The 12,009-nt window shown below is 60.6% G+C and carries 13 protein-coding genes; 4 read left to right on the forward strand and 9 right to left on the reverse strand.

Translation table 11 applies throughout. The annotated features are described in order from the left end of the window. A partial coding sequence (locus tag L8K25_RS22085; protein WP_242141185.1) for a glycoside hydrolase family 3 C-terminal domain-containing protein occupies positions 1 to 629 on the forward strand: 629 nt, incomplete at its 5' end. A gap of 166 nt (positions 630 to 795) precedes the next feature. Here the strand turns inward: L8K25_RS22085 and L8K25_RS22090 are convergent. The 8 genes from L8K25_RS22090 to L8K25_RS22125 all read right to left on the reverse strand — a co-directional run bounded on the left by L8K25_RS22090 (position 796) and on the right by L8K25_RS22125 (position 8,455). After that, positions 796 to 1,725 (reverse strand): alpha/beta hydrolase, encoded by a 930-nt coding sequence (locus L8K25_RS22090; RefSeq protein WP_242141186.1) that lies wholly within the window; start codon positions 1,723 to 1,725, stop codon positions 796 to 798. A gap of 23 nt (positions 1,726 to 1,748) precedes the next feature. Beyond that, positions 1,749 to 1,937 carry a helix-turn-helix transcriptional regulator gene (locus L8K25_RS22095; RefSeq protein WP_242141187.1) on the reverse strand — a complete coding sequence of 63 codons (189 nt, stop codon included), beginning with the start codon at positions 1,935 to 1,937 and terminating at the stop codon, positions 1,749 to 1,751. Then, the gene (locus L8K25_RS22100) at positions 1,934 to 2,314 is read right to left on the reverse strand and encodes a hypothetical protein (protein WP_242141188.1); all 381 of its coding nucleotides are present in this window, start codon (positions 2,312 to 2,314) and stop codon (positions 1,934 to 1,936) included. Before L8K25_RS22100 ends, L8K25_RS22095 begins: the two co-directional genes overlap by 4 nt. Positions 2,315 to 2,957: 643 nt before the next feature. Next, a complete protein-coding gene (locus tag L8K25_RS22105) occupies positions 2,958 to 4,910 on the reverse strand; it encodes a PAS domain-containing protein (RefSeq protein WP_242141189.1) in 1,953 nt (650 codons plus the stop codon). Between the two features lie 370 nt (positions 4,911 to 5,280). Continuing rightward, entirely contained in the window at positions 5,281 to 5,766 is a 486-nt protein-coding gene (locus L8K25_RS22110) for a metallophosphoesterase family protein (protein ID WP_242141190.1), read from the reverse strand. After that, the gene (locus tag L8K25_RS22115; RefSeq protein WP_242141191.1) at positions 5,763 to 6,746 is read right to left on the reverse strand and encodes a spore photoproduct lyase family protein; all 984 of its coding nucleotides are present in this window, start codon (positions 6,744 to 6,746) and stop codon (positions 5,763 to 5,765) included. Before L8K25_RS22115 ends, L8K25_RS22110 begins: the two co-directional genes overlap by 4 nt. A gap of 769 nt (positions 6,747 to 7,515) precedes the next feature. Beyond that, complete coding sequence (locus L8K25_RS22120; protein ID WP_242141192.1) at positions 7,516 to 8,028, reverse strand: YdcF family protein; 513 nt, start codon at positions 8,026 to 8,028, stop codon at positions 7,516 to 7,518. Positions 8,029 to 8,101: 73 nt separating this feature from the next. Continuing rightward, positions 8,102 to 8,455 (reverse strand): hypothetical protein, encoded by a 354-nt coding sequence (locus L8K25_RS22125; RefSeq protein WP_242141193.1) that lies wholly within the window; start codon positions 8,453 to 8,455, stop codon positions 8,102 to 8,104. A gap of 97 nt (positions 8,456 to 8,552) precedes the next feature. On the opposite strand from L8K25_RS22125, the gene L8K25_RS22130 reads away from it, so the two are divergent. Continuing rightward, positions 8,553 to 8,756, forward strand: a complete 204-nt coding sequence (locus L8K25_RS22130) for a GDSL-type esterase/lipase family protein (protein ID WP_242141194.1) — start codon at positions 8,553 to 8,555, stop codon at positions 8,754 to 8,756. Continuing rightward, positions 8,741 to 9,136, forward strand: a complete 396-nt coding sequence (locus tag L8K25_RS22135) for a GDSL-type esterase/lipase family protein (protein ID WP_242141195.1) — start codon at positions 8,741 to 8,743, stop codon at positions 9,134 to 9,136. Before L8K25_RS22130 ends, L8K25_RS22135 begins: the two co-directional genes overlap by 16 nt. A 1,060-nt stretch (positions 9,137 to 10,196) precedes the next feature. Here L8K25_RS22135 and L8K25_RS22140 read toward each other — a convergent pair. After that, positions 10,197 to 11,317 (reverse strand): IS3 family transposase gene (locus L8K25_RS22140; protein ID WP_242141196.1). Its coding sequence is split into 2 segments (ribosomal slippage): positions 10,197 to 11,068 and positions 11,068 to 11,317, totalling 1,122 coding nucleotides; the frame shifts between segments, so codons are not numbered across the junction. Between the two features lie 359 nt (positions 11,318 to 11,676). On the opposite strand from L8K25_RS22140, the gene L8K25_RS22145 reads away from it, so the two are divergent. Continuing rightward, a complete protein-coding gene (locus L8K25_RS22145; RefSeq protein ID WP_242141197.1) occupies positions 11,677 to 11,988 on the forward strand; it encodes a hypothetical protein in 312 nt (103 codons plus the stop codon). Positions 11,989 to 12,009: the final 21 nt, after the last annotated feature.

Consider the following 12,009-nt stretch of genomic DNA (forward strand, 5'->3'; position numbering starts at 1 on the left):
CGCTGAGCGGAGCGGTTCGCGCGGCGTCGGCCATTCTGGCCACCTGGTTCCTTGGCTCCGAGACGGGCCATGCACTGGCCGATATCGTGTTCGGCGCCGTCGCGCCGCAGGGACGCCTGCCAGTTAGCTTCCCACAGAAATCAGGACAGGAGCCGTTCTATTACAACCATCGCAGCACAGGTCGCCCACAACTCGGCGCGGACCCGGCATGGAAAGCGCGCTACAGGGAAGTGACAAACGAGGCACTTTATCCGTTCGGTTACGGGCTGGGATACTCAACCGCCAGCTACTCGCGCACCACCGTTGACCGGACGACTCTTGCAAACAATAGCTCTATCATTGTTTCGGCGATGGTCACCAATACCGGGAGCCGAGCGATGCGCGAGGTCGCGCAACTGTACATTCACGACAAGGTTGCAAGCCTTACCCAGCCAATCCGCGCACTCAAGGGCATACGCCATCTCGACCTCGATCCTGGTCAAACTGTCCAAGTCGCTTTCACGCTTAGACGTTCGGATCTGACCTTCGTCCATCCCGACGGCCGCCGTTTCGCCGAGCCGGGGACATTCGATGTGTGGGTCGCCCCCTCCGCGGTCGCAGGCATCCCCGCCTCAATCGTACTGGTATGAACGGTTGCGCGACTCGGTTCGGTCGATTTCGTTGTGGAAAAGCAGGCCGCCGTGGAGCCGACGTAGCCGCGAAACTGTCGGTCGGCAGCCGACCAAGATGCGGACGTGGCGCCGCCAAGGTCTTTACTACTGACAGCGCAGAAGAGAACCACACTTGTCTTCTGCGTCATTCATTAAGTCTTCTCGCCACTGGTGGGCGCTGCTCGACAAACTCGATGACGGCACGCTCGAAAGTATCGGGCTGGTCCAGCATGACGAAATGAAAGCTGTCGTCGATGCGTTTGAAGCGGACCTGCGGCGTCGAAGCATAGGCGTTCTGGAACGTGGTATCGATGCTGGCCGGTGGAACACCGTACAGCTTGTCATAGGCATAGATGACCTCGACCGGCGCTGTGATCCGCTTGAGTTCGGAACGAAGATCGGTGGTCATCAGCTCGTAGGTGGCATCGGCCACGGTCTTGCGGTCCGAACGAACACCTGCGGCAATCACGGCCGGGCGCGCCATTTCGGTCTTCACCAGGCGAGCGATCGCGGCGCTCTGCATAGCATTGGCCTGATCGGTCGGCGCAGCCATCATTGCATCCCGGAATGCAACAGCCCGAGGCGTCACAGCTGCGACGGTCGCTGTAGGGCTGAACAGCAAACTGTAGAAAGGCAGAGCATCGACGATCAGCAGTCGGCCGATTTCCCCTGGATGACGCGCCCCCAGCATCAACGCGACCTCGCCACCCAGCGAATGGCCGATGATGACCGGTGCCTTGATACGTTCGCGTCGTATGTAGGCAGCAATCACTTCGGCCGAGGGAGCCGCCACGCGGTTCCCCGGATCGGCAACTGCCGGTGTTCCGGCAAATCCTGCGATCTGAACCAGATGAAGCCGGTGCGTCTGCTTCAACTTGTCCGCTAGACCGGACCAGACCTCGCGTGAGGACGCCAGTCCAGGGATCAGGATAACATCCGGCCCCTTGCCCTCGACCACGGCCGATATAAGCTCCTGGGCGGCAGAGGTGATTGGTCGCGCGACGGATTGCGCGAGCAATGCCGATCGCGAAGACAAGGCGATCACGATCGCCGCGAGCGTAGTTCGCGTGCGCATGTTTCTTCTCCCTGTTGTGCCGGTTACGGTTGGAAAACGTCCTCGATTTTGAGGCCGAACACAGCCGCGATGGTGAAGGCGAGCGGCAGACTGGGGTCGTACCGGCCGTTCTCGATCGCATTTACCGTCTGTCGCGAGACCGAAAGCGCCTCGGCGAGATTGCCCTGGCTCCACTCACGTGTGAGGCGGAGTTCCTTGATGCGGTTGTTCACCGGTAGCGGCGCTGAGCAACGACCACGCCCAATCCCCACAACGTCCCCATGATCGGCCACACGGCGAATGCTCGCAGGTGTGGCAATCCAGCCCCTTCCGCAAAACCCCATCCGAACGTGATGAGGGCGGTGCCGAGGAAGGAAATCGCGATGGCGTCGAACTGGATGCGGCGCTGCATCTCGTCCATCCGCCACAGCCCGCGCAGGATCGCCAACGCCGCGGCGATCATTCCGGTCATCGGAACGAGGTTGATAGCCAGCTTCAGGTCACCGACCGGCTGTATCGCGCGCTCGACCGCATTGGCCCCGACCAGAAAAATGGCGTACAGAACGAACGCCCCGCCGAGCTCGAGAACATACTGTTTCGGTCGAAACATAGGGAACGCCTCCTGTAAAGCACCTTTTACATATTGAAATTATTCTGTCAAACACCCTTTCCATGCCACAAAGTCTCCGCGTCATCGAAAAGGGCACAATCTGTTAGCGTATATCTGTGCCCGCCTTATGTAGCGGCCCCGACCTGCTGCTCTGGGGACTGTCGCAAAACACGTGACAGGCGACGCAGAACACCGCAAATTCTGGCGAATTGCGGCGTGGGCGGTGGCGCACGTGCTCTGTGTTCGCACTATTGTGCGAGATACCCGGTCGGTGGGATAGTGCGCAACAACCTCGCAGGTGAGGTTTTCCGTCAGAGAAGCAGCGGCTGCAATTTTGGCGCGAGATCCAAGCCCCGTGGAGTTGCTACCATGTAGGCTGGCTCGTTCCCAAGCAGATCTTGGAAGCCCCGCGAACAGCCGGTTCATCCGAAAACCTGACATTTCTGATCGGTTGCCCGAACGGCTGCTTCGTCCCAAAATACGCCATTTCAGCGCCGCTGCAGGGCGATCGCGAACCGATGAATGAGTGTCCGAAGTTGGGAAGCGCATGAAGGGGCGCTGAGCGTCCATGATTGGGTCAAAACGTCGATGATAGGAAATCGCCAACGGTTGAGCCAGCTTGCTCGTTATCGATTGAGACAACTCATGTTTTGGACACCAACTGCAGGACTGCGGCGAGCTCGTCGATGGAATACGGTTTATGGACGAGCGGCAGCCCGCCCGACCCATGCTCAACGATCATGTCGCTATAACCGCTGGCAAGGACTACTGGCAGCGTTGGGTAAAGGCGGTATATCTCTGCCGCAAGTTCGATCCCGGAACGCCCTGGCATGACTATGTCGGAGAACACGACGTCAAAAGCGTCCGGCGCTCCGGCCAACGTAGCGAGTGCGTCATCGGCATTGGCCTTCCACAACGAACGATAGCCAAGCTCGGTCAACGCTTGTGTAGCAAACTCGCCAACCTCACGATTGTCCTCGACGACGAGGACCTGTGCTCCCTGATGAAGCGCCTTCTTTGCGATTGGTGCATCATCCCGTTGCGGTTCCGGTTCTGCCGCTGGCAGGTACAGCGTGAAGGTGGTGCCGCGGCCTAGCTCGCTCTGTACAGCAACATCACCTTGGCTCTGCTTGGCAAATCCGAACACCTGACTGAGACCGAGGCCCGTTCCGTGGCCAACGCCTTTGGTTGTAAAGAAGGGTTCGAAGATATGCTCAACCTTGTCCTTGGCGATACCACTGCCGGTATCGGTGATTGATATTGCCACATACCGCCCCTCAACCGGATGGTGGCCTCGGATCGCAGGCAGTCGGTCGACCGCCTTGATGCCGATCGTCAGCTTACCTTCTCGGGTCATGGCATCACGCGCGTTGACCGCCATGTTGATGATCGCAGTATCGAACTGGCTGGGATCGGTAATCACCCAATGCGGCGCCTTACCGAGATCATAGATGGTTTCCATCCTTGGGCCCGTCAGGGTCGGTAGGATCGAGGCCAGGGCTGCTAGGTTCTCCATCGCATCGAAGATCTGCGCCTTGAGGGGCGACCGCCGTGCGAATGCCAGCAGCTGACTAGTCAGGCGGGTAGCCCGTTCTGCGGTATTGGCGATCGCGTCGATGTAGCGCACTCGCTTATCTTCGGGGAGGTCTGGTCGGCGGAGTAGGTCGACCGAGCCTCGGATGACGGTCAGCAGATTGTTAAAGTCGTGCGCAACTCCACCGGTCAGCTGACCAATTGCTTCGACCTTCTGCGATTGTCGCAGTGCTTCCTCGGTTCGGCGTAACGTCTCTCGCGCTGTTACTTCCGCGGTAACTTCGCGGCCGGTCGCGTAGGTAAGATTGCCGCTGGGGGCGGCCACCCAAGAGAACCATCTAGGCTCGCCGTACTTGTGGCGGTAGCGATTGACGACGCGCACCTGATCACCGCCTCCGACGACCTCTAGCGCCTCATCGATCGCATCGTGGAGGTCGGGAAGCACGAACTCGTTGATATGGTGCCCGACAAGTTCTTCGGGCTCATAGCCCAGTAGGGTTGTCCAGGCCGGGTTCACACGCCGGAAGATGCCGTCGAAATCGATCATCAGCAGCAGGTCAGGTGATACGCTCCAGAAGAAATCCAGTTTATCAGAGTGCTCCAGAACCCGCTGCTCCAAGCCCGCGTTGAGATGCTGTAACGCTTCCTCGGCCTTACGCCGTTCGGTAATGTCGATTGCGGTACCCGAGAAGCGGACGGGCTGACCGCTCTCGTCTGCAATCATCTGGCCCTTGCATTCCACCCAGCGCACCACCTCACCAGGCACCGCGAGACGATAGTTGACCAAGAAGTCGGCGCCTCTATCGAAGACGTCGCGGATCTTGGTGCGTAATGGGACCAGATCCTCCGGAAAAACGTGCGTCTGGTACTCCGCTTCGGTAAGCCCCAGCGCCGCCCGCCCCACGTCCAGTCCGTAGAGCCGCGCAAAATTGGCATCGCCGTGCAGCATGTCTGTTTCGACCATCCAGTCCCACAGACCGACCATACCCGAGCCGTCCAGTGCTGCCTGCAACCGCTCGTTAGCCACGGTCAGACGGAGGATTTCCTGTTGTGCAGCTTCCATGCGACGCATTTCGATCCATCGCGGCGCGCCAGATGTTAGTACGCCGTGCTCCCTTGCGATCTATAGGGGAGGGAGAAGGCGCAAGCCACTCAAACTCTTCATTTTAGATGGCCTCATGCCTTTGCGCCATCACCATCGGCGGATGCTGTCGGTGACTTAGCGCTTCGGGCGGATATCGCTCAAGCCGAACGACTTACTGTTCCTGCTTTGTCGCTGTGCGGCGACGGGCCAGCCGTCCTTGGAAACCTTCACCCGCGGCGATGAACCAACGTCCGTTGTTGGGGATCGCAGAACTTGCGTGAGTGACCGACTCTGGGTCCTCTCCGCCACGAGCATGAAGATCACGAAGCACGGATTTACGACAAGACAGTCAGCCGGTTTCCAGGTGTGCAAGCTCGATCGGCGCGAACCCGTTCGGGTCCACGCCGACGTCATACTGTCGGAGCATCGATATTAGCCGACCGTGGCTATGGCCGTGCAGGTTGATCGCGCCGCGATGCTGGCCGTTCCAGGATCGGAACGGGTAATGGCACAAGACGAGCTTTCGCCCATCGATATCGATCTCAGCATAGTCTGCCGCACTTGCCCAACCGCGCGCGGCGACGGTCGCTTCAGGATCATTGTTGCCTCGGATAAGGTGCTTGTGCCCGTTGAGGCGTTCGAGCAGACCCTGCACGTCACCGGAACGACGCGCGACATCGCCCAAGTGCCAAACCTCGTCATCGCGACCGACCACCGCGTTCCAATTGGCGATCAGGGTCGCGTCCATCTCCGCAACGGTCGCGAAGGGGCGGCGCTGGATGTTGATCGTGCGATGGTCGCCAAAATGCGTATCGGCGGTGAAGAAGATCGTCATGTCCAGTATAGCACCCGGGCCAGTGGCAGGACCCGCGCGGTTTCCGCGGTGAACCATCCTCGCAAGCGCTTCATCGTCTCCGTATCATAGACCTGTTTCTCGGTCCCGAACTTCGTTCGCTTGGTCACGCGATCATTCTGGGTCATGTCGAGCGCCGAGCCTGGATACCAGCCATCAAGGACGGCCTTCGATCCGGGAGTAAAGCGATGCGTGATGAGTTCGATCGTTAGGTCGGCCGTATCCCGCAGCAACGCCGCCGCCTCGGCGAGCAGTGCGCCGTAAGCGTCTTCCCAGCCATCCGCCACGATGATTGGCGCGATGGTCAGACCGACCGGATATCCAGCGTCGGACATGCGTCGCAGAGCGATGAGCCGTTGTGCGACCGGCGCGGTACCGCCCTCGAAGCGTGCATAGCGCTTGGGATTGATGGAGGCCCGCATCCGCGTCTTGCCACCGTGATCGAGCGCCAGCAGCGGCTCGACGTCTGCGAATTTCGAAGTGAAACGCAACTGCGTCGCCGCATCGGACCGGCCGAACCAATCGATCATGCGCGACAGCGAGCCGGTCATCGGCTCGAGTGCAAGTGGATCAGTATAGCACGATGCCTCGAACGTGGTGCCTTCATGGGCGCGCGCCGCTGATCGCGAGGTGACGGTGCCTTCGTCCATATATTGGGGCAAGACGCCCAGGATCTCATCAAGGTTCGCATAGGCCCGGGTGATCGGTGGTCCCTTCAACGACCCTGCCAAATAGCAATAGCTGCAATGCGCCGGGCATCCCGCGGCAAGGTCAACGCGCCAGTCGGCGCTCGGCGCGATCGGTTCCAGCTTCAGCTTCGACGGCGGTGCCACGACGACGGCGAGCGTCGCCTTCGCATCGGCATACGCAGTGTGGGGTTCCGACGGCGGTTGCCAGACGACGCGATCGTTCGGAAGCTCGATCACAGGCACGCCAAAGTGTGCGGCACGCTCGATAATCACGCGACCGTGCTCCCATTCCCGTGCGGACCGAGTGATCAGAAGCCGGCGCGGGAGCCATCCCGTGCGAGGTCGATCGGAAGGAAGCGGAAGCGTCATGTTCGGCCAACGCGTGACCGCAGGTCTCCGTTCATCCTAAGGGCAAAGCGGCTGTTGCTTTCTACCGATCCAAGCAATGCCTAGCGGCGGGCCGAAAGCCTTGACGAAAGCGACAATCTGCGTGACTGAATGACCCGTTTAGGGAAACGAAATTGTTGGCATGGACGTCCGCCGCTGGGTCTCAAAGCGCCTTTCGTTTTCGTGTTGGCGCGCGAAAGTCCGGTGGCTTATCAGCAATCCAATGCAGGTAGCGACGCACGTCGTCGCGCTCCCGTAGTTCATCCATCGTTGCGTAGGACGTGGCCAACTCTCGGTTCTTAAAGAAGGCATGGATCGTGCTGTGGCAGATCGGATGCACCGGGACGGTTTGTGTGCCGCCGTCACTCTTGGGTATGACGTAGTGCCCTCCGCGCGTCGCCCGAGCGGTCGCCCGTATAATGCGCAGCTAACTTGCTCTGGCTCTCGTGCTATCCTCACCGCGGCTTCTAAAAGCCCGGCTGTTCGTTTCACGCGTCCACCCACGCAGCTGATATGATGGTTCGCCTTGCTGCTTTCGAGGGTAGTATCCGTGGCTTCGATCCGTCCAACTCGACACCGGGGCATGGCGCCTAGGCGATCGCCAGATCGGACCGGTCGCGTCCGCGCAAGCCGGCCTCCCGGCTATGGCGCATCCTCACGCGCGGTCGCGCCGTATCGCGTGGAGCCCCGCCACGACGTCGTAAGGGATCGCGGCGCATTCGCGCAGCCACATCTTGACCTGCAGCTGCCGCGTCCCGCGCGCCACCATCGCAAGCGGCCGGCTGGCCATCCCCATCAACCCGAACAGCATGCGCACCCGCGGCTGATGATAGGCATCGGTGCAGGTCTGCAGCGCCCCATAGCCGTGCGCCCGCGCATAAGCCGCCGCTGCGCGGACCGTCTGCAGCGTATCGCGGCTGACCGAATCCAGGATCAGCCGCTCGGTCGATACGACTCCGTCGAGCATGCCCGCCATCACAGCGGCTTCGGATGGCGGATGCTTCCCCGTCCCGCCCGACAGGAACAGGTCGACGCTGGGATCGCCTTCCGCGACCGCAGCGGCATAGCCTACGCGTCGCGCGAGCGCGGGACTCGCGCTTCCGTCAGGCCGCACCGCCGCGCCGAATACGACGACAAGCGTGCGCTGATATGCAACAGGGTTCATCATCGAGCTTGCCTAGCTGGTCCGGCGTTGATCCGGAAGCGCGGGCGGCGCTGTGCCTATTAACCCTTCAGCCGTGTTATACGGATCGACGGCTGGGCTTTTTCGGACTGAGCGCGTTTCGCGCGATCGCATGGGAAAGGATCGCTTTTCGCGCAGTGAAGAGGTGTCGCCTGCTTGCATGCAGAGGGCCGCAGAATGCTCCGACGGCCCCCTCACGTCGTGCACTGGCAATTAGCTTACGGGCGATCTCGCGCTCGGCCTCGTCGTCTTTGCTGTCATCCTTCGCCGGGTCGCCGAGACGATCGAGGCTGCTTTCGACATGATCGAGCAGGCTGGGATGCTTCGCCTCGACGTATTCGACTCGCTTGAGCAGGACGTGTTCCACCGCGATTTCGCGGTGGCGGGCTTGGACAGCGGTGTCGTCGGTCATCGTGCGGGATGACTGAACGCACGGCGGAGACACTGGCACCAACGCGACGCGGCGTCGCTACAAATGGAACTCACAGCACCTATCTTTGCATCATCCCATGACCACATCACCCCCGCTCATCCCCGCATTCGGCGACAGCCTCGTCGCCGGCTACGGTCTAGCCACCGCCGACGGCTTCGCCGCTCAGCTGGAACATCGCCTGAGCGCTGCATGTCAGGGCGCACGGGTGATCAACGCGGGCGTCGGCGGCGACGCCACCGCGGATGCGTTGCGCGGCTGCCCCGGGTGCTGTCGCGACTAGAAGGCCGTCCTGACCTCGCCATCGTCCAGCTTGGACCCAACGACGTGCTCCGGCAGGTGCTGCCGTCATCTACGCGGGCGAACCTTGGGGCGATCCTCGTCGAGTTCGGCCGCTGCGGCGTCCCGGTATTGCTCACCACCGTGGCGCCGCCGCCGTTGCTCGCGCAGAGGGCAGGTCCTTACGCAGGTATTCTGGAAGCGCTGGCCAAGCTCCACGGCGCAACGACTTGGCCGTTCTTCCCCGCCGGTGTGCTGGGTCATAGTGACATGGTGCTGGCCGACAGAGTGCATCCGAACGCCAAGGCGATCGCCGCTGTAGTCGAGGCTATGCTGCCTGCAATCGACTGTATTTTGGAGCGCGGAGCGCATCTGATGCGGTGACACTGGCGAAGAGAAGGAAGAGCTGCCGCTCGGAAAACGGGCAATCCAAGACGGAATCCGATCGTGAATGAACGGCGAGGCTTGGGAAGCGGGCAGGGCCACCCCGATGTCCATTTCTGGGTCGGCGCTGCCAACCCATAGCAACTTTACGTCGTCGAGCGGTCGGCAACTACATATCAAACTTGGAAAGGCCGATTATGCGGCAAGGCTGGTGGTTTTGAGCGGCCGACCGCCAGGATCTGCTGCCTTACTACCCGTACGGCCCCGTCCGAAGTCTGATTGGGAAAGCGTAAATCTTGCTCGCCGTGCGACCGCTTGTGCGCGTGTCCGTTCGCTATTGCTCGTGCCTCGAACGACCGTTGGGGAAGTCCGCTATAGTCCCTTTCCGGTCCAACTCCGTCCATGCCTAAAGGTTTAGCGGACCGGCTGCGGAGGCCGACCTCGTATGAAAGAGGCCGACCTCCGCGTTGAATTGCTGTTCACTTGCAGCGCCGAATGGTCGCAGTTTCCCTACCGGCCTGTGCGGGCAATCGCCCGGGGGCCATCATCCCCACGGCTCGCGGACTTAACACTACGTCAGCGCAGCCGACGCGCGGCCAAGTTCGCAAACTTCATTCGGTGAGTGCACTCAAACGGCAACCTCAACCTCTGTTTTTCTCCCCAATGGTGGTAGATCCGCGTAATTGGTCCGATTCACTAAAATTGACCATGCAATCCTTGCATTCTTGTTAGCAATAGCTGTGGTCACTACCCGTGTGTGTCGACGTTTCAACATCAAATTCCACTTACCATCCGCCGGGTGAGTATTCTTCTTTGCACGTGTCATAAGGGGTAGGGCGCCCGAGATAAGTAGGCGCCGAAGGTAAGGATCACCACGTCGAGTGATAGATCCCAATTGTGAACGTCCGCCTGAAGAATGCTGTCGAGGTACGAGGCCGAGCCAAAATGCGAAATGCCGCGATGTCGGAAATCGCCGTGGATCATCGACGGTCGCCGCTAATGCTGTCGCTGTGATAATTCCTATTCCAGGTATGGTCATGAGTTGACCTGCTCCCCGTTTTCAGGCCGCTGATAACTTAGCTTCGGTGTCCATATGCCCGTGGCGTGGGCGGTTCGTAAACTCGGCGGGTGCCAACCCGCCAAGGCTGCTGTGCGGACGCACGGTGTTGTAGTCCGTCCGCCATGCCTCGATCATCCGTCTCGCCGCAGCCAGCGATGGGAACAGGTGCTCGTTCAGGCACTCGTCGCGCAAGCGACCATTAAACGATTCCACAAACCCGTTCTGCTGCGGCTTGCCCGGCGCGATGTAATGCCACTCGACCACGGTGTCCTGACACCAGGCGAGAACGGCGTGACTGGTCAACTCGGTGCCATTGTCGCTCACCACCATGCACGGCAGCCCGCGACTTTCGGCGATGGCGCTCAACTCGCGAACGACCCGCCGGCCTGACAACGAGGTGTCGACGATGCACGCCAGGCATTCCCGGCTGTAATCGTCGATGACGTTGAGCAAGCGGAACCGCCGGCCGCAGGCCAACGAGTCCGATACAAAGTCGAGCGACCAGCGCTGGTTGGGTTCCTGCGGGATCGCCATCGGCGCCCGCGCGCCCAGTGCGCGCTTGCGGCCGCCACGCTTGCGCACCGTCAGCCGCTCCTCGCGATACAGCCGATATACCTTCTTCAGGTTCATGCCTTTCCCCTCACGCTCGAGCAGGATCGCCAGCCGCCGGTAGCCGAACCGGCGTCGCTCATTCGCGATCTCGCGCATCCGCACGCGCACAGCATCATCCTGCCCGCGCATTGGCTCATATTGCCATGCCGACCGATTGACCCCGATCAGCCTGCAGGCGCGACGCTCGGAGAAGCCGTGATCGGCCATCAGCTTCTCCACCGCAGCGTAGCGCTCCGCAGACCGGGTCAGTTTTTTCCCAGCACATCCTTCAACGCCGACACGTCCAGCATCGACTCCGCCAGCAGTTTTTTCAGCCGGCGGTTCTCCTCCTCGAGCGCCCGCAACCGCGCCGCGTCGGACACCGTCAGGCCACCGTACTTCGACTTCCAGGTGTAAAAGGTCGCATCGCTGATCCCGTGCTTGCGGCACAGATCGGCGGTCTTCACGCCAGCCTCATGCTCGCGCAGCACCCCAATGATCTGATCCTCGGTAAATCGGCTTCGCCGCATCGCTCGTCTCCATCTCACGAGCTAACTTACCAATGGCATGATTTATGGGCAGCAGGTCAATGCGTCCAGTTGGCCTGCCTGAAACCGGTCGTTGACGGGTAAACGAATGGCGGCAGTTGGGGAGCGCAAATGGCGGCGTGAACGTCCACAAATGGGTCTTACTGACCTAGGAGGTAGCTTACAACGTCTTATTGGTTTCTCAGCAGCCTGTCCATATACCGCCGGAGTCTCAGCTTGGACGTGCGCAATTTTCTCTTGGACCGAATGAAACCTTTCAATTTCATCAGCGTACTTGGTTAGCGGTGACGACGCGACCTCAGGGCGGGTTCAGGCACCATCATCTGGAGAGGGCCTATATCATGAAAACAGCTTTGGGTTATGTTGCGGTTGCCGCCTTGTTCGCGGCAGCGCCAGCAAGCGCTGCTCAGTTCAATTTCACTTTCACGACAACGTCGCTGCCCTTCGGCGGATCCGCCCAAAACGGTAGCGGAATTTTTACGACGTCCGATACGGCTATGACCGTCGAAGGTCGCAATGCGTTCGCTATTACGGGTATTGCGGGCCAGATTAATAATGTCGCAATCTCTGGTCTGACTGAACCGCGCCGGGTCTACCGGAGGCGTTGGGTTGTGAGTCACGCTGCCATATCGATGTTGTCCGCGGCAGCATAATATTGACCTTCGGCTTCGGCA

The sequence above is a fragment of the Sphingomonas sp. TREG-RG-20F-R18-01 genome (assembly GCF_022662475.1).
GTDB lineage: Bacteria > Pseudomonadota > Alphaproteobacteria > Sphingomonadales > Sphingomonadaceae > Sphingomonas.